Below are 19,635 nucleotides of genomic sequence, written 5' to 3' on the forward strand. Positions count from 1 at the left end.
GTAATGCAATTGAAACTATTTCAAACAACATTTAATCCAAGATTTATACCTAATATCAGAGAATGGGCACAAAATGTCGATTTACGTGAAGGCAATGCAATCATTCACATATATGCACCCTATACTGATAAGTCTGTTTACTACAAATTGGACAGGATTCAAAAGATTCTCAATATAGAGCTTCCCGGTGTACCTATTGTCGGCTGTAGTGCTATTGGTGAGATAATCAATGGAAGCATAGATTACAACGAATGCGTGATAACGCTCACTGTATTTGATGATCCATCTACCAAAGTTAAGGTCCTCCCTTTTTATGATCTCCATAAAGACTGTTCACAGGTTTTCTTTGATACCATAAAAGAAATTCCTGACTTAAAGGGACTTGAGATGGTATGTGCCAATTCTGACGTGATGTTTGAAAAAGCAAGTCATACAGCCGATTCTCTTCCTGACAACATTGAGGTATTTGGTGCCATTGCAGTAGGTGATGATGATAACAAGCCCTTTATCTTTACTGATGACAACGACTACCATACAGAGGGTGTTTTCCTTGTTTTATATAGTGGAAAAGAGCTTCATATCCAGACAAACAGAATGTTTGGCTGGAAAGCTATTGGCTACCCCCTTCATGTAACAAAGGCAGAGGGAAACGTTGTTTATGAGCTTGACGGAAAGCCTGCTTATGATGTTTACAGCCATTATCTCAACATAAAAAAAGGTCCAAACTTCTTCTATGACGCTTTGGAATTCCCATGGGAAGTTCAGGTCAATGACGAAACTGTATACATCCGCCATGCCAAATCTGTAAATCCTGACGGATCAATCGTGATGTCTACTAATGTTCCTGTTGGAAGCAATATCCGTCTTACTTATGGAGACCCATTAAGAATAATGGAGCACACCAAACAGGCAGGCCAGCTTATACGAGACTTTGCACCACAGGCAATTACTATATATAACTGTTTTGGTCGTAAGCTCTTTTGGGGCGAACAGGACAATATTGAAATCGTTGAAATCTCAAAGCATATGGAAGCTGCCGGATTTAGTGCTCTCGGCGAGATAATGCGTTTTAAAGGCAAGACCATCCTTAATAATCTGTCAATAGTCACTGCTTCCATGCGCGAAGGAGAAAAACAGGAAATAGACCATATCGAAGAAGGTCCGAATATGGCATCTTCAAGCATGCCGATAACTGCAAGGCTTGCAGTATTTATCAACACGATTACTGAAGAGCTCATGGAGAAAAACAACCAGCTAAATGATATGCTCTATAAGGCTTCCCATGATGCTCTTACAGGTCTTTTAAACAGAGGAGCCATTGAAAGAATCATCTATGAAACAGATAACTCTTCAGATTGGTTTCTTATAATGTTTGACATAGATAACTTCAAGAATATAAACGATACTTATGGTCATATTGAAGGCGATAACGCCCTAAAGACTATTGCTTCATATATAAAAGAAAAGATCATCTGCAATGAAGGTTTCGAATGTGGTCGTTGGGGTGGCGAAGAATTTGTAATGCTAGTATCAGACCGCACTGCAGAATATGTAAAAACAAATGCTGAAGAAATGATCAAAAATGTTGACCAGCTCCTTGGCATAGACTATACCCTTACAATAAGTGCAGGTGCAACAAAGCATAAAGAGGACGAAACCATTCTTCAGACCATAGGCCGCGTTGATGAACTTCTTTATAAAGCCAAAAACAATGGTAAGAATCAGCTTTGCAGCGATTTATAATTCAAATAAAAAAGAATGCCTGAATTACGGCATTCTTTTTTTATCCAATTTAACGTTCTCTTGCATTTTTTATATCTGGCAGTAATTCCTCCGGAATGAACATCTTTCCATATCCAACTCCAAGATCGATCTTAGGTTTATTGGCGCCATGAAAATCTGATCCTCCACTTATCAAAAGATCATGCTTTAATGCAAGATTTCTTATCTGCCTCTCTTCTGCCGGTTCATAAGTAGAATAAATAGCTTCTATTCCCTTAAGGCCGGCATCTATCAGCCTTACTACCAAAGCTTCAAGCTTTTCATCACTCATATGATACAAAATAGGATGGGCTAAAATTGGCACTCCGCCCGCTAAAAGAATAAGCTCAATCGCATCCTCAGGAGTGATATTTTCCCTCGGAACATAGTATTTACAATGATCTCCTATATATTTATCAAAAACCTCCTGCCTTGAATTAACATAACCTTTATCAAGCATGAGTTTTGCATAATGTGCTCTTGTTATAACAGCATTGGGAAAAGCCTCAAGAAGTTCATCATAGCTTATGGGGAGTCCTGCTTCTTCAGTCAGTTTCCTGCACATTTTTTCATTGCGTTCACGCCTTGAATCAGCAAAAGCCTGAAGCCTTTTTTGAAATTCCTCATTGTGATGATCGATGTAAAGTCCAACTACATGAACGTCTTTTCCTTCATTAACAGTAGAGAACTCAATTCCCGGAATAAATTCAATATCACTGTATGTTTTACCTGTGTAATCAATAGCTTCGTCAAGACCAATGACCGTGTCATGATCAGTAAGAGCAATTGCAGCAAGATTCTTTTCATGAGCATAATCTATCAGTTCTTTTACGCTATATGTACCATCTGAACAATTTGAATGAGTATGAAGATCAATTCCTCTCATTTGCCTGAAGTTCCGCCTTTCAAAACTAAATATCAATCAAAATATGGCTTGATCACCTTTTTTACAACCTGGAGCATCAGATACATGATGATGGTATCAACGGGAAGCATCACAGCATTGGAAATAAGTCTGCCCGGAAGTATCACAGCAATTGCCTTGCCATAAAGCATATTGAGCCATATTGTATTCAGGATAATGTTACATACTACCTTAACACAAGCCTGTGCCGCAATGACTCTCCAGAGCTTAAGAGGCTTGTTATAGATAAAAAGTCCATAAATGATAGCGCCGATCATTGCTGTTATAGTGAAGCCTATAAAGAAGTCTCCATCTCCTGAAGCAAACCACTTGATAATATCCATGGCTCCACCAAAGATTGCTCCTATCCATGGTCCAAAAAGATAGTCAACTATCTGATTTGGAAGTCCTGAAAAGCCAATCCTTATGTACTGTCCGAATTTGATGGTGGCCACATAGCCCAAAATAACCGAAAGGGCGCCCATCATACCGCAAAAAGTAAGGACTTTTGTTTCTTTAAGCCTTGAAACTGATGAAAAATAAGATTTGCCTGATACTGTCTGTTTAGCTGTTTGATTTAACATAAAAATATCCTCCTTTGCAGTTTTCCATTACCACATCGGGGGATATTCAAAGTTTCAGATATTCCATTGATGTAGCAGCGGGATGCGAAACTTAAACCGCGGAAAAATCCTTCGTCCTGATGACAACTCCCTGTTCACCCGGCACTTAACGCTTAAATTTCTACTCTGCATTTATTATTTGCCATTCATAATACATCATAACCTCAGTAAGGTCAAAGGTTTTTTAACGTTTCATCTTAAATGCATTATAAAGCTGCTCAACAGCTCCCGGCGAAGTATTACCTATCAGATGACTAAGTCCCATTACACTCATAACAGTGATTGCCATCACTTTTGACTGTCCCATAGGATTAAACTCACTGGCACTGAATATGATTGATTGAGCCATTGACATGCCGGTATTTGCTACAAGCTCTGATGTATCTTCATATCCCTTGGCTTGGGATATCATACTGATAAGATCTGTTGAAGCAGTCTTTGGATCAGTTTCTTTATTAAACTCATTTAAGAGTTTTGTTTTTCCCACATTTATATATCCGTTCCTGATCTTCTCAACTTCTCTCTTTCCTGCATCGGTCTGAGTGTAATATTCCTTAAGCGCATTTTTATCAGTAAGTACTCGTATTGCAAACATAGCAAAGGCAAGTCCACAATTGACCGCTTTGGAAATCATGCCATCTGTAAATCCGGATATATCAACAGCAGCACTGATAATCCTTGTCGCAACTTTTATGGTAGTCATTCCAAGTCCCATTTTCTGCATAGTCTTACTAATATTCATGGAAAGATCCGCCATTCCCTGGTTTTTATCTGCAGCGTTCCTGGCTTTCTTCAGCTGGCCTTCATCAAGTCTTCCATTTGTTTTAGCATTCTCAAGTTTGCCTTTATCAATAGTCTTAAAGCTTTCACTTTGCTTTTTTGTCTGATCAATAGCACTGATATTAGAGGCATAGCTTGCAATGTTCATAACATCATCAGCCGCCTTTTTTACAAGGTTTACACTTCTCATAGCACTATCGATTCGAAGCTGTGTACTCTTTTTGAAAGCATTTACAACCTTCGTGTATTTAGTTATTTTTTTTGCACTTACTCCAACTCTCCCTGCTATTTTATCGAAGGTTTCAGTCACATAGTTATCAACTGCATCTTTCAGCGTTTTAAGCTTATCAGTAGCATTAGGGTCTAACTTACCTTTAAACAGCTTGTCATTGGCAAACTTGTATGCAGCTTTTTCAACTGAGTATTCCATAAGATAGACAAACTCTCGTACCTTTTTGATAGGTATCTTATTTAGTGCCATATTATGAATTTTTTTAACACTCTCGTAGGTATTTTTTACACTATCATAAGTCTCGTACGCGTTTTTAATATCGTCTCTTATATCTCCCTTATTTGAATCCAATACAACGCCCTTTGCGTTTTTCTCGACAATATTTTTCATGTCAGGATTCACATGTTTCTTATCTGTCAAAGGTTTCGATTCACCAAAGACTTTATCCAGCAGTAAATACTCATTTGTAAAACTCTTGAGTTTATCTACTATCGCAGTTACTGAGTTATTTTCAAAAATAATTGAATCGATTTGTTCCTGCAGTTTTATGTAGCACTCAGTGCTATTTTTTTCAAGAGTTTTGACGTCGTGCCTGACTTCATTCAAATTCTTGCCAAGTTTATTTACTCCGCTTACAACGTAACCTGAATCAGCAAAGCCTATAGCTTTAGATAAACTTCCCACAGTCTTTATGGTTTTACAAAGATTATCTAATTGCTTGCCGGTAGAATTAATTGGCGAAATGCCTACAGTTTTAGCCGTGGATATACCATTGAAAGAAATAAGCCTTACCCATTGATTACCTGTCCTATGGAAGTTTCGACGCAAAAATCCATAGTTCATTTTTATTCGGCCATTTTTATAAAGCTCTCCTGCGCCTCGATAAAGAAGGGCATTTCCTTCAGTAATCTCAAGCTCCTCTGTTGCTCTGTTCACAAAGTTCAGTGCCCTCTTAAAAAGCTTCCAGTCTATGGCAGTAGATCTTTTCATAAAAAGATTTCGCTCAAAAGAAAAAATATCATTTATATTTTTTTGTTTTGTAAGCCTTACCCTGTCTGAAATCTGCGTTGTGTAAAGAGCTTCCATAGCCCTGTAGTATTCATCATCATCAAGGGACAAACCAATGTTATCTTCAAGATTTGCTTCAATATACTGATCAATCAGCTTGTCACGGGCAGCAGGATTCACATAATTCCTGTCTTTTAAATTAAACAGGTTACTTTTGTAATTCTTTTTGGAGATATCGAGAATTCCTCTGTTACAAAGAGCCTTAAAGAACAAGACCTTTTGCTGCTCTGTAAGAGAATAATATCCTGCAAGAGCATTATCAATATCTCTTCTGTTTCCATCGCTGTTGTCTTTTTCAGCATGTTCTTTTACAAGGTCTTCAAAATTCTGAAGCTTAAAATCGGCTTTATTTGTATATTTTTGCTTTAATTCCTCATTTCTTTCAAATGCCTTTTTATTACCTGCATACTTTATAAGCTCGCCTTGGTTCTCAAGGGCCTGGATAGCGGTCTTCTTTTCCATGATCTCATCAATAAATTTAAAAGCATTCTCAATGAGCTCCCAGTCCACTGTTGTATCTCTATTCAAAGACTGTTTCTTAAAGCAGTCTTTTGTCAGGTCTTTTCCACTAAAATTCTTATCATCTCTTAGCTGAAAACTTAGCACAGTTGTAAAAGCCTTAAAGCAGGATTCACTGTCATCAAAGCCTGCCAGAACATCAGCACTGATATCAGGATCTCCTGATAAAGTTTCCAAAAGAGCATCTCTTTTATTTTGATTTACGTATAAAGGCTCCCCATCAGCCTTAATGCAGCTTTTATCAACAGCAGTTCTGTCCTGAAGGATTCGAACAAATATCTTTAGATCACCATCACTCATTTCTTTAAAGCGCTTTATGATCTTGTTCATCCTTCTGTTTAGGGCAATTGATTCATCTATAGCGCCTGCCTGCGCAAATCCCACTAATGGACCAAGATAAAACTTATCTTTAGAAGCTTTTAATGCTTTTTGCAAAATAGCTGTTTTACTAAGTTTATCCTTTACTGCAAAATCAATAAGCCTTCTCTTTAAATCAGTGACAGTCAAAGTCCTGCCTCTTAAGGCATCAATATAAGTAAGCTGTTTTTTACCAAACTTCGTATATGCACTAAAAACAGAAGCGTAGCTGTCTGATATACGCTCAACATCCTTTTCGCCATAAATACTCTTTTGTTTTGATATTTTCATAGCAAATTTCATGGCTCTATCATATGCAGCCTCTGAAATCTTCAAGTCTGATAAACCTACACCTGAAATACCAAAGTCCAAAAGCTTATTCAAAGCATCTCTGTAGTTGATATCAAAATGATATTCCTGTCCGCTTACATATTTTTCCAGCTCCGCCTGAATTGCGGTAAGCTTTTTGTTCTTTTGCTCCGGTGCCTCAGTAAGAGCCATAGTTCCTTCTGTTCCGAGGCCTATTGCACTACTATCAAGGAACATAAGACCAATAGCAAAAAGCTTTTTTTGCTCATCATCAAGAGCATCATACTTATTTGCCTTGCCTTTGAAAAGATAAAGATTTGCTCTGATAAGACTTGCAATAGCTTTCTCATCAGCAGTGTCATTTGTAAGGGCTGTCTGCTCCTTCTGTATGAAATCAGAACCAGAGACTGCTTTTGACTGTGAATAGAGATTATTTCTGTATTCTTTTTTTCTGAATAATTCCAGTTTGTTTTTCCAAAATTCAGCACTGAACTCGTGATTACTGCTTAGTTCACCTACAACATCTTCCATGAAATACTGTCGAAGCGAGAACATAAGCCTGTCAACATAGCTCTGTGGCAGACTAAAATTATTATTTTGCATAGCCGGATCAGAGCTCTCTTTATATATGTCAATAAAACCAGGCCGAATAACCTCCATTACTTTCTTCCAATAATCAATGTAGGCTGCGCTCTTATCAATGATTTCTCCAATATGCTTCGAATTCTCTTCAAGATCAGCATCTGTTCCTTTTACTGTCTTGTTATTCTCATCACGCCCACCAATTCCTGTAATGAGCATAGTTCTGAGATTCTTTCGAATCTCATCTATTTCCTGCTGCAATGATGGATCTTCAGATTCTTTTTCCTCAAGTTTTATGAGTTTTTTGTAATTATCCCTGAAAATCTTTAATTCCTTACTCTTTCTTATTTCCTGAGTTTTAAGATTTTCCGGCTTATCAAACCATTTATTTATAAGATCCGAGTTACCATAACATTTTACGATAAACATCAGAACTTCTTCTTCGCCCATTCCCTTATCATTCACCTGATCAGTCTTTAGCAGATCATACAATCTTTTCATAACAAGGGCATGGTTAAAAAGAACTTCTGAATTTCCATAGGTATCTGTAATACCAGGAATAATCCCGCCTGCAGCACCTCTCTCTATAAGCGCGTCCTTAAGAACCTGTGGGAGGTCAAGCTCATCACAGTACTTGTCCACTCTTCCGCGCATTTTATCAATACGAGACTCATCAATAGTAATTGCCTTTTGTCCCTTACCGGTAACTCTTACAAGAGTCTTTCCCTGTCTTATCTCATTCAATACGTAATCATTGATCTTTAGGAATTTCAGTCTCTCAAGTCTTCCATTTTCTTTCTTGGTACTGATATCTTCTATAGCTTCTTGATCGTTATCAACTACTTCATAATCCATGAAAGTCTTGATGTTATTTAAAATTTCAGCTTCGTTTGGTGTACTTTGTAATCTGTTTTTCAGCTCATCAAATTTTCTGCTCACAAAGTCCTTACAGGATTTTTTATTTGTAATTTCCTGAAAATCCTCGATTCTTTCGACCTTAGCATATAATTCCTGTATGACAGAAAGTTTTAAAATTCTTGCTTCATCGCTCTTTAGTTTTTCTTTTTTAAGCTTTTTATCTATCTGCTTTGAAGTCAGCTTAATTGCACCATTTACGCTGATGCCGCCTTTTGCAGAAAGCTTAAATAATTTACTCTGAAAATCATCAAGCTGTTTTGCATAAAAATCAGAGTCTCCTTTCAGAGTCCCTTCATAAATTCCTCTTATAAACATGTGGGCATATATTTGCCTTGCAGCCCCGGATATTACATATTTTGTTTTTCCTTTATACGCGGAATCGTGTTTACCGGCCTTATTGCATCCCATTAGAAAATCAGACAGCTTCCCATCCAGAGTATCTTCAATAAAGCTTTTAAAAGATTCCTCTCCTTTCAATAACTCCGCATAAACTTCAGGAATATTGATGATAAAAGGCACAAATTCCTTATACTTTTCGCCATCATAATTCTCAAGGGCCTTCACACCCTTCTCATATATATCTCTTGCTTCTTTTATCTCTTTTTGATTATCAATATCCTTAATGCCTGCACCTAGAGCTTTTATCTGTAAAAGAGCTTCTTCAAAACTTATTACTCCAAATCTCTCAATATTTCTTCTTTTAGCTACAAGTCTCGTATCAGGGCTCATATCATCAGTAATATCTGTAAGACCTGACATGAACCACTTAAATTTTTGATAATATGACTCTAATTCGTTTTCATTAACGCCACCAGACAAAAGAACTTCTCTTAACTGGTCTTTTCGTTTTTCAAACCTGCTGTTTTCCAGTTTTTCCTGCTCTATCAGATCATCATTTTTGTTCTTGTAGGCCATACTATAGGGGCGGTATGGAAGATAAGTATTTTTCCCATCTCCCGATAGATGAACCAGAAATTTTTTATCCAGCTTATCTCCCAGATCATCTAAGCGCTTCTGCTCAATATTTATCTTCTTTAGCATATAAGGAAGCTTGCTCTCATCATCCCAACACTTATTTTCTCTGTATTCTCTAAGAGAATACTTTTTTCCATTATCTTTGCGTGAAATAATAGCATATAGCTCAAGCTTAAAATCACCACTTGCAAAAGCGGAATTACTGATTGCCTTTTCTTCGATTTCCGACCATTGACTTTTAGTAAGAAGCCGCCCTTTTTTCTCCATAAGATTTCTGGCTGCTTCTCTGTTCTTATGTATCCTTTCAGCAATCTTTTTTCCTTCAGTCTTCCAATCAGTATCATCCGCATTTAAGAAACTATTTGGTTTATGCTGAGTCAGCGCACCAAGCAAAACATCTCTATAGCTTTCCTCAAGTCCAAAGTCGTCCAAGAGCTTTCGAAGGCGCCTTTCAACTCTGTACTCATCCGGAGAAACATATTGCAGCATCTCCAAAAAAATGTCTGTCTGGGCAAGGACCTGATCCCTTGTTCCAAACACCCGTAAAGATCCAAGATGCTCATAGAGTTTTTCTCTCACCCTATCCCTTGTAGCATCAGAGCACCTCTTTTTAAGTTGCTGCTCTATATAATCATCAGTATCTTTCGTATGATCTTTAAAAGTGTCAAGCAAGTCCTTAAACTGCTCATCACTTTCTGCCGTTATCATCATCTCCATCGCTGAGTAGCGATAAGCATTTGCTGACTCTTTTGATATCTTTAGCGCTCCAAATATCACCTCACGTCTTTTATCGTATTTTTCAATAATCTCACTGCTCACTGTCTTATACTTGTCACATATCTCATCAACTTTTTTTATAAATTCCTGAGGCTTTAAGAAAAAATCCTCTTCATTTGTTTCCATCTCTATATGATCACTTAACTCTTCTCTAACCCAAGGCATACCAAGGGTAATATCTTTCCTCTTATCAAGGATCAGCGGAAAAGCAATCTTATTTGCAAGAAGACGATTATTTTTATCCTCCAAAAATGCGATTAAATTGTTCTTATCATCTTCAGTAGTAAGTTTTTTTCCTTCCACAAGTTTTGAAATATATGCAGTGTAATCATTCAGAGCCCAGTTTTCCAAAGATTTATCAAGTTGCTCCTTAGGAAGGTTTGAGTCAAGTAATCCTGTTTCTATTAGTTTATTGACATCTGCCGCCAAAGCATTGACTCCATAAGCTTTTTCAGCATCCTCCATTTCTTGCTGTGTATAGCCATTGCTCTTGTATTCGATCATACGTGCTTCTTTTTCATTGAGAGCACTTGCCTTTTCCTCAACAAGCCTTTCCATCTCATTGAAAATACTCTTTATTCTGAGGGCAATCTGATACCTTCGATCTCCCTTATCAAACATGTGATATCCGGAATGTGAAAATAAATATCTGTTGACAGCCTCTTTTGATCTATAAAACGTGTCAAAGAAAGACGCCCTGGTCTGACCAAGCTCTCTGTCATCATAAACTCCCTTTGAAGCAGCCAGTTTGATCAATTTATCAACTTCATTAGCCATCAGAGAAAAAGTCTCTGTCTTACTGCCTTTTTCATTTAGCAGTTGATCTCGCAGTTCTGACAGATTCATAAGATCATATTTAGCCTTCTTGGATCCCTGCTTATTTTTTACAGATGTTGTCTTATTAAAAGAATTAACTACATCCCAGGCCTCATCCTGATGCCTGTTATACAATTCCTCTGTAAGTTCTATATTAAAAACTTTTCGCTGATCATTTATATATTCGTTAGGCATTTTTATGTCTCCAAAATTTATATATCCAAAATTATCAAAAAGTTCTTACAGATGCAGATCAATATTCTTCAAAATCTTCATCCCATTCTTCTTCGTTATAAAATCTTGTATCAATCTCTTTGTTTTCCGGAAGCTGCTCTTTTCTCATTCCCTCATATACTTTTTCGCCTGTTTTTTTAGGAAACAATATCTGACATAAAGAAAGTGATCGGTCATCATGACGATCAATTAGAAACTCCGTTGAAAGATCATATTTAGCCTCTGCCAATAGAACAGTTTTTTTCATAATATGAATAAGTGTGTTCGGATCCTTATCATGACTGTGAAGAAGGTCCAGCTCTATTTTTCCTGATGGTTTTTCATGAACCAGAACTATTGCATATACTTCTTCATCATCCTCGTAATAACAGGAAACATCATTATCAAAATATTCTCTTGGCAGGAATGAAAGGTCATCACATATTCCGTGGCTCCCCTCAAATTCAAGTTCTGCGATCATGCTGCAAAAAAATCTGTCTTCTGCCTGAGAAAGAGGTTTTATATTATCGTATTGACCATCGCCGTGCTTTAAAAGCCTCTTTATGACTTCTGAAAGAGACACACTGATAACAGAACTTTCCTTTTCTTCCAAGGAAAACCCTGCCTTTTTAAGCGCATTTATTTCAATACCTTCAAGTGTGTTTGGAAGAGAATAATATGAATAGCCACACTCTGCTAAAAGAGCAGATTCCGTATATTCATCCATAAGAACATTAGCGCTTTCTTCATCCAACGCTTTCATAAATAAAATATGGCTCTTTATATCAAGTTCATCATCACCTTGCTTAAGCTCCCATACTATTCCAGCAGACGGGGCATCTTCCCACTCTTTAACACAAACAAAACCGCAGGTAAACTCTCTTTCAATGCATTCAGCAATATCAACTGGAATAAAATCCAAATAATCATATACATTTTCCTTAGTAAGGCCCGTTATCTGCATGAATACTCTCCTTTTTCCATTTCATTATCAAAAAAATATGCCGACTACTGGAACAAGTAATAATACGCATAGTAACTCATAATCATTATACTTTGTAATGCGATTATACATCACCGCTATATGGTTAATTTTTTCTTAATAAAGAATAAAGAAACGAAGTGATACTTTCTATATGCGTAAGTAATTGACTACGTACGCCACCATTGACTGAGCCTGAGGAGAACGCCCTGACCAAAGAGCCGACGGTGAGGATGATGGGAACAGTAGATATCTCGCACCGTCGGATTCAGCATTGTAGCGTTTTCCTCAGCCCCCGTCAACGGCAAGCACCTTCGGTGTGGCTAGTTTAAAGTGCCTCGCGCTCTGAATCCAGGAACAGTAGGGGTGGCTACTTTCAAGGATGTGCATGGCTATATGCTTGCCGCTCCCTATGTAATGAGAGCAGGGATGCTGTTTTGGGCATATAGTGCTTTTGAAAGCTTCCAGCCACCTCTGATTTTTACTATTTTGGGCATATAGCAGCTTTTTGCGAGGACAGCCACCCCTCATGAAGTTCAAATGGGCATATAGGCCGATTTCAAGACTCGGGCCACCCGTTAAAAAGGTGGCTGTGGCGGATAATTACCGTATATGCCCAATCGCCTGTGATAAAAAACATGGTGAGGGGTGGCTGCAAGCCTGGAATCAGGCTATGAGCCCAAAAAAGATTTTATTACGGGTGGCCAATCTAGTGAAAACTAGCTATATGCCCAAAGTAATACAGTTTAGAAATCGACGGTGCGAGATATCTACCGTTCCCATCATCCTCACCGTCGGCAGGGCTGGTAGAGCGTTTTCCTCAGGTTCAGTCAATGGTGGCGTACCCAGCCAATATATTTCTTTTACATATAAAAACCGCCAAGATAGACAGGCAAATACACCTGTCTATTTTGACGGTTATCCATCTCTTATTATAATTGTTTTTTATTGTATCTCTCTTACATACTTATTTTTCTCTGATTTCAACGCTCATCCGTCAAAAAATGCTTAACCACATTTACAGGATGCAGCAATTCTGTTCTGAAAAACTCCGGATAAAACTTAACCTGATCATCAGGTGCAATCCACTTAAGAAACTCTTCATGATCATCCTCGGTAAAACTGTTACACTCTGGCTCAAAGTCCTCAGGTACTTTCATGTAAAAAAAGAAAGATATCTCATATATCAGCTTTCCGAGATTATACTCTGCATCCCCATAAAAATAGTTTTCATTTATGAATCCAAGCCTGTCCACTTCCATGCGGACACCGGTCTCTTCATATACTTCTCGGATTACCGCTTCCTCAGCAGTTTCTCCGAACTTAATTCTGCCGCCTACAGAATACAAATACTCCGGTCTGATATTATTCCCGACCATTAGGAATTTTCCATCCTTCAGAATAATTGCTCCTACTCTGATATTTATAAGGCCATTATCACATGGCACTGTCATGTCCATACTCATATCCAAACACTCCCTCCAACAAACATATTTCAACTATATCTATCTTTATCATCTACTGTCAAAGAGAAAACTGCCTGAACACAGGAATAGCACCATATCTTCCTTCAAGATAAGCTTTGCTAAGCTTCTTGTCATATCTTTCCTTGAATCTGTCCAGAGAATAAATCTTGCTGGCATTGTCAGCATTTCTTTCAACGAACCATATCTCATCCCTACGGAAAAGACTCTGATCCATTATTGTATCTTCATGTGTAGTAAATACAAGTTGCATTCTTACACCATCATGAGCTTCCATGAAAAGTTTAAGAAAATGTTCTGTCAGCTTCGGATGCAAACTGCGCTCCAACTCATCAACAACAAATACAGTATCAGGTCTTTCTGTAAGGAGCATATCAATCAGATCAAACAATCTCTTTGTTCCATCTGATTCCTCAGAAAAATTAAAGTCAAAAACAGATTTGCCATGCTTAAGAACAAGAGTAGAAATCTCAGGTTCTTCTCCCTCCTTAATGCGAATATTAAAGAAACCGCCTTCAACTCTCCAGGTCATCTGAATGCTTGGAAGGTTACTCATCTGAAGCTGAGCTTTCAACTGCGAAAAGATTCCCTGAACAACCTCTGCGGGGATCATCTTGCCCATCTCATCTATGGTAATCTGCCTTGTTTTTATCTCGGTAATACCGGTATCAAAAGTCTGAATCAGTTTGCTTATGTTCTCCAATGATTCATCATTATAGTATGCTTCAGTATTTGAAATACCAATGTTTGGATTGATGACGATGATATTAGTCATGATCCAGCTGAAGGCTTCTACAAAAAATATCAGCTTGGAATTCTCAGGATATTTCTTTCCTCGGTTCATTTCAGTCAGGAATAATTGTGTATCCTGGCCTGCAAAGTCTTCTGAATAAACACTGAATCTACTCTTCTCAGCTGAAGAAAGCTTTACTTTTTCGCCAAGAATCGGTGCATTTCCTCCTTCTCTTAAGAACAATTGATGCGCACTGCCATCCTGCATCAATTCATACAGCCACTCCTCAGTAATCTTTCTTTGACTGAGTATTGCAGAAAAACCATAGGCATAAAAAGTATCACCCACAGTAAATTGAATTTCAAATACACTTTCACGATTTTTATTTTCCTGTCTGTTCCTGCAAAAATCATTTGCTGAACCAACAGGTAGTCCTTCCATCAAAGCAGCTTTAATAAAATTAAATACAACAACAAGATTAGATTTACCAGAAGCATTTGCTCCATATACAATTGCATTCTTCAACAATTGCGTCTGCTTGATTTTCACACGATGGCTCTTATTTCCCTGCATCTTACTGGAAGAAATCATTGATAATTCTTCCTTTTGATCAAACGATTTAAAGTTCTCTACAGATAATTTGATCAACATAATAAGCGCCTCCTTTCCAGGGTGTTCTTTAATTATAGGCTTTCTATTATAAAAATTCAATATTCAATTTGCTTATTCGGTGAATTTTTCTCTATATAGCCATGCAGAATACTAAAGAACGCCATTTCAGTCGCATTTTCACCCCTTCAGAAGATTAAAAAAGTGCTTGCTTACCTTTATTGGTAAGCAAGCACCTTCATCATAAAATTCATTATTATCTACTAATGTAAAAAATAATTATTTCTCTTCAGCCTTTAATCCGTACTTGTTGCCAAGATACATAAATCCGGCAAAATTGTTCTCGGTAAAGAGATCACTTGAATCTGCTCCTGCCGGGATGGTAAAGGATACGCGATTTCCTTTATATTCTCCATCAAGGAAGCTTACTTCAAGGCTTACATCAGGTCTTGCTGCAAGGGCATCAAATACCATCTTGTGGAAAGAGATCCATCTGTCGGTGGTTATCTTAACTGTCTCGCCTTGTTTTGCCTTTGTAATCTTGTCTACTGTGTTGGCATTGAATACGTAATATGCAGATAGTGGAACTCTCACAAGAATATCGTAGCACTCTGTACATTGATATCTAAGTTCACCATTTCTGTCTTCTGTAGCTTCAACTTTGTCCCACGCATATGTATGGGTATGAGGTCTTACAACCTTCTTTTCACTATCTTCTGCTGGTGCAGCGCCGTCCTCATATGCTATTGCATACATTGAGAACTTATTTGTATCTACATCCACAGCATCCCCTGAGCCTGTTCCTATTATTTCTGCTCCTGAGTCATGGAATCTGAAAATAGAAAACAGTCTTCCGGATTTTCGAAGTCCAGGTGGTATCGGGAACTTAACTTTTATTGGCGTTGATGTCTCTTTTATCTGATCTCTTGCCTTCTGGGCACCGTTTGCATCTGTAACTTCATATATAAGAGTAAGGTCAACAAAACTTCCGACTGTAAGGCCATTTGCTTCAGCCATTCCTTTAATGGTATCAACAGCTTCTTTTTCATCGTCTGATAAGTTTCCCTCGTCCTTACTGTCAGTATTAAGTATAAGTCTTACCGTATCACTTTCATCAACAGGAGTAACCCCTGATACTAATGCACGCACCTCAGCAGGATCATTCTCTACAGAAGTCTTTTCATCATAAGGCGCTGTACCCTCTTTATCAACAATTGTGTTTCCTGCCTGAACTGTAATTGATAATTCTTTTGACACACTGCCATATGAATTACTTGCTGTTACAGTAAATACGCTTGTTCCTGTGCTTGTCGGAGTTCCACTTATGACACCCGTATCTGATCCAAGTGCCAGACCATCAGGAAGTGATCCCGCTGTGATTGCCCAGGTAATAGGCTGCGCTCCATTTGCAGTAAGTGTCTGGTTATAGGCCTCTCCTTCTGTTGCTTCTGAAAGATCTGAAATAGATATCTCCGGAACAGTTTCACTTGGAGCTGAGCCCGTAACTGTTACCGTGCACTCTGCCTTATACTCAGTTGTTCCTACGGTAATAGTTGCTGTGATCTTGGCAGTTCCGGCTCCAACTGCAGTTACCTTACCTGTACTATCAACTTTTGCAACAGATTCACTATCTGATTTCCAGGTAATTGTTGCATCAGATGGTACTACAGTTGCTGTAATTGTTCCTGTTCCGCCCTCAGAAAGTTCCATTGTTGTTACGTCAAACTTAACTTCAGGCTTATCCGATATAGTAACATCTATAACTCCGGGTTCTGAATCAAGATGATCAGCATCAGCTATTGCCTTATACCATACGTGATATGTTCCTGCATCGGCCTTCTTAGGAATTGATGTACTCCAGCCAGAGGTAGGTGCTATAGTTGCACTGTCACTAATCGCATAGTTCATCGTTCCTCCGGTTACAGCTCTTTCAGGTTCATTTAAAAGAGTCTGCTCACTACCTGTAGCAATAAGCCCTGTTATAGCTGTTGGCTTCTGATCATCTGCTAAAATTATCTGCTTACTATCAACTGTTATTTCAACTGTTTTTCCTGCAGGAGCATCAGTTGTTGCCTTAATTCTTACAAGATATGTCCCGGCTTTCACAGGAGTAGCCGTATCCGAAGCAGTTACCCATGTAGCGCCATTATCTTCTGAGTATTCCATTGCAGAAGTTGTTCCATTTATCTTACCATCAGTTGTAGTTGCTGTACTTGCACCATCTGCTGAAAGACCTGTAGGAGCATCCGGTCTGGCTACAAGTGATACTGCAACCCAGTCACCTGCTGCAACATCATCTGTCTCTGCCCTTCTTACATAGATCTTTGGTGCATCACCATTTAACTGCTCAGTAATGCTTGCTGGAAGAGTAGTCTCTTTATCTGTACCATTTAATGAAATATCAAATCCGGTACCTGGGGTTACCTTTTCAGCAGTATAGTCAATAGTTATCCCTGCCTTTGCCTCATCTTCTGTTAAAGAATCTGCTGCTTTTTTGACTATTGTATATCCCACAGATGCAGTCACTGTTCCACTTTCGCTTGTAGATGTCTTTACACCTGTAAGTTCAAGCTCAGCAACATAATCACCTGCATTTGTAGGAGCTGCTGCAAGGGCATCTCCTGTTTTAGTATAAGTTGTTTCACTCTTTGTTGCTTTGTAGTACTTAATACCATTTTCACTAACAGACTTTCCTGTCGCAGAATTGAAATCGCTAAGCCCGGTTAAAGTAGCTGCTGCACTCTCAGTTCCACCATAGGTTGTCCTTGCAGGTTTAACGATGGTCAGGTCAACCTTATTACCTGTAAGATCGCATTCTTCATCAGTATTAGCACAAGTTGCTGTAATGACTGCGCTGCTTGCTGAATAGGTTAAACTATGGTCATGTCCTGGGAATTTTACCTTTTTTAGACTCGAATCCAATTCCCTTGCAGTTTCAGATATATCAATAGGTGTTTTGCCTGTTGTTCCTTCCGTGTCAGTCCAGCCGACACCTTTAATTGTGTTCTTAACCGGGCGATAAACTGCTTGTGTATGACCTGATGCAACTAAACTACCTCTACTTATTTCGAACAAGGTTGTGCCAAGACTATACGTCGCAGTATCAGCCGTCGCTATGATTGTTGATGAATCTGAAATACTATAAGAGTTAGGAGATGTTATGCCATAACTTTCATTACCTCTATTACCATGAGACTCTATTATAGAGTTCTCAACAATTAACTTGGTACAATCAATTCCACTACTAGAAGAATTGGTTGATTCACCGGCAGTACTTTTAATTGTGCTATTTTGTATTGTTAATGTATTACCAGAAAGGATACCAGTACTACCATTAGGCGCATCTCCTACATTAACAGTTATAGTGACACCACTAATTGTAGCCCCGCTCAAATATAAACCTTTATTGTTATATGAGGCTCCGTTTTTTATTTCCAAACTACCTGTTCCACTAATTGTTGTAGAATTATTAAAGTAAACGCCATAATTTGCTGTTTCACTACCTGTATTATCATTTAATTCCAGTTTGTTATTACCAGTTAATTCAATATCTATATTTACAGACTGAGCAAGCAACGCGTAATGTTGTAGTAGTAAATTGCCACTTGCGCCGGGCTTACTGCAACCATTGCCCTTATATTGAAAATTATTAAGCTTTAAAACTGGTCTAGTTCCAGACTCATCAAGGATAGCTGTGCCGCTAGTTACACCAGTCGTACCGGTCGTAATAGTCTTTTTAGTTTGTGTTGTAATATCTACGCCAGCAACAAATAGCTTACCTGCTGGAATTACTGCTGCCTTTACTTTAACGCTCATACTTGGCATCAGTGTTACCACAAGTATCACAGAAAGAAATATGCCCAGTACTTTTCTGAACAGATTTGAGCTTTTTGGATTCATAAAATACCCCTTTCATTTTTTATAATAAAAAACCGCCAAAACAGACAGGCTATTACACCTGTCTATTTTGACGGTTATCCATCTCTTATCTTTTCAATTAAATCATAAAGTGTGCTGTACCGTACTGTACTGTACTGTACTGTACTGTACTGTACTGTCAACGATTGTATTTCTTTGCATCATCTGGTGCAACCCCCTAAAATACATTCCATTACATGCGACATATTTATTTTATCACATTATAACGTTCTTTGCGATTATATAATATCGTTATCACGTTCTTTTTTATTGATTTAGTATGTGTTTCTTTCTTTTACCCCATATACAACCATCCTGTTATTACTGCCTGAATATTCGCAGGTACTTAGTATGATAATATCGCTTGTATCAGGAATATACATAATATCGTACATAGACTTTTCCATTGCTTTTGTATACATTTCTTTTATTTTTTCCATGGTGATGCCGCTTAATGCTGCCTCTTCATAGTCTCCTCCGAAAACCTCATCATTATCAGCAAAATAAGCAGAAAAAACATAATAGGTAATAACTTCTTTTTCTGTATATACAACAAACTCCTGATGTTCTTTGTAGTAATCTTCACTCTTATACTGAAGAAGGGGATGGAACATGCTACCATCTTTTCTGTTGTGCCCATATACTACTGTGAGCAGATTATCAAATGCAGGGGTAAAAGAACTATCAGCAAATAAAGTACCAACACTTCCCACAGATTTATCAAATCTATGATTCAGATAAAAACTGTTATCTGTCCCCTGCACAATGGGACCATCTATCTCACCATCGCAGGCGCTTATCCAGCCTACAATATCGGGATTAATTTCCTTTAGTGCAGCAAAATCAATCGGGTTAAAAGCTTTATCATCACCCGATATTTCAACTGTGCTTATTGAGGCAGCACCTGATGATGGTGCTGCCCTATAAGCTACTTTCTTTATAGCTTCATTTTGAGTTCTGTCATTCTTATAACCGATAGCATATCTGATAAGCATACTACCGGTTACAAGCATTCCTGCAAGCAGCAAAAACAATACTACTTTCAGAATCTTTTCCAGACTGTTACTTTTCATAG

At 38.1% G+C, this 19,635-nt stretch carries 9 protein-coding genes and 1 riboswitch; of the genes, 1 reads left to right on the plus strand and 8 read right to left on the minus strand.

The window, feature by feature from the left end; all coding sequences use genetic code 11:
* The first annotated feature begins 9 nt into the window (after positions 1-9).
* Complete coding sequence (locus C4S54_RS01840) at positions 10-1,743, plus strand: sensor domain-containing diguanylate cyclase (protein ID WP_160110650.1); 1,734 nt, start codon at positions 10-12, stop codon at positions 1,741-1,743.
* A 49-nt stretch (positions 1,744-1,792) separates the two neighbouring features.
* Here C4S54_RS01840 and C4S54_RS01845 read toward each other — a convergent pair whose 3' ends face one another.
* The 8 genes from C4S54_RS01845 to C4S54_RS01885 form a co-directional block, all read right to left on the minus strand.
* Positions 1,793-2,647 carry a PHP domain-containing protein gene (locus tag C4S54_RS01845; protein WP_103867999.1) on the minus strand — a complete coding sequence of 285 codons (855 nt, stop codon included), beginning with the start codon at positions 2,645-2,647 and terminating at the stop codon, positions 1,793-1,795.
* Between the two features lie 32 nt (positions 2,648-2,679).
* Entirely contained in the window at positions 2,680-3,249 is a 570-nt protein-coding gene (locus C4S54_RS01850; RefSeq protein ID WP_103868000.1) for a folate family ECF transporter S component, read from the minus strand.
* A 73-nt stretch (positions 3,250-3,322) separates the two neighbouring features.
* A riboswitch (THF riboswitch) is annotated at positions 3,323-3,419 on the minus strand.
* 53 nt (positions 3,420-3,472) lie between these two features.
* On the minus strand, positions 3,473-10,816 hold the full coding sequence (locus C4S54_RS01855; RefSeq protein WP_103868001.1) for a hypothetical protein: 7,344 nt from the start codon (positions 10,814-10,816) through the stop codon (positions 3,473-3,475).
* 58 nt (positions 10,817-10,874) lie between these two features.
* On the minus strand, positions 10,875-11,798 hold the full coding sequence (locus C4S54_RS01860) for a hypothetical protein (protein ID WP_103868002.1): 924 nt from the start codon (positions 11,796-11,798) through the stop codon (positions 10,875-10,877).
* Positions 11,799-12,799: 1,001 nt separating this feature from the next.
* Positions 12,800-13,282: an NUDIX hydrolase gene (locus C4S54_RS01870; protein ID WP_200821030.1), complete on the minus strand. Its 483-nt coding sequence runs from the start codon at positions 13,280-13,282 to the stop codon at positions 12,800-12,802.
* Between the two features lie 58 nt (positions 13,283-13,340).
* Positions 13,341-14,684, minus strand: a complete 1,344-nt coding sequence (locus tag C4S54_RS01875) for an AAA family ATPase (RefSeq protein ID WP_103868005.1) — start codon at positions 14,682-14,684, stop codon at positions 13,341-13,343.
* Positions 14,685-14,921: 237 nt separating this feature from the next.
* Positions 14,922-18,542: a putative Ig domain-containing protein gene (locus C4S54_RS01880; RefSeq protein ID WP_103868006.1), complete on the minus strand. Its 3,621-nt coding sequence runs from the start codon at positions 18,540-18,542 to the stop codon at positions 14,922-14,924.
* Positions 18,543-18,835: 293 nt separating this feature from the next.
* Positions 18,836-19,633, minus strand: a complete 798-nt coding sequence (locus tag C4S54_RS01885) for a class B sortase (RefSeq protein ID WP_160110651.1) — start codon at positions 19,631-19,633, stop codon at positions 18,836-18,838.
* Positions 19,634-19,635 lie beyond the last annotated feature (2 nt).

It is taken from the genome of Butyrivibrio sp. Su6 (assembly GCF_900108105.1).
Lineage (GTDB): Bacteria > Bacillota > Clostridia > Lachnospirales > Lachnospiraceae > Butyrivibrio.

Excerpts from the sequence above, each read along its gene's own strand:
- C4S54_RS01860 (WP_103868002.1), bottom strand. The coding sequence starts at position 11,798 with ATGCAGATAACGGGCCTTACTAAGGAAAATGTATATGATTATTTGGAT.
- C4S54_RS01870 (WP_200821030.1), bottom strand. The coding sequence starts at position 13,282 with ATGAGTATGGACATGACAGTGCCATGTGATAATGGCCTTATAAATATC.
- C4S54_RS01845 (WP_103867999.1), bottom strand. The coding sequence starts at position 2,647 with ATGAGAGGAATTGATCTTCATACTCATTCAAATTGTTCAGATGGTACA.
- C4S54_RS01855 (WP_103868001.1), bottom strand. The coding sequence starts at position 10,816 with ATGCCTAACGAATATATAAATGATCAGCGAAAAGTTTTTAATATAGAA.
- C4S54_RS01885 (WP_160110651.1), bottom strand. The coding sequence starts at position 19,633 with ATGAAAAGTAACAGTCTGGAAAAGATTCTGAAAGTAGTATTGTTTTTG.
- C4S54_RS01880 (WP_103868006.1), bottom strand. The coding sequence starts at position 18,542 with ATGAATCCAAAAAGCTCAAATCTGTTCAGAAAAGTACTGGGCATATTT.
- C4S54_RS01875 (WP_103868005.1), bottom strand. The coding sequence starts at position 14,684 with ATGTTGATCAAATTATCTGTAGAGAACTTTAAATCGTTTGATCAAAAG.
- C4S54_RS01850 (WP_103868000.1), bottom strand. The coding sequence starts at position 3,249 with ATGTTAAATCAAACAGCTAAACAGACAGTATCAGGCAAATCTTATTTT.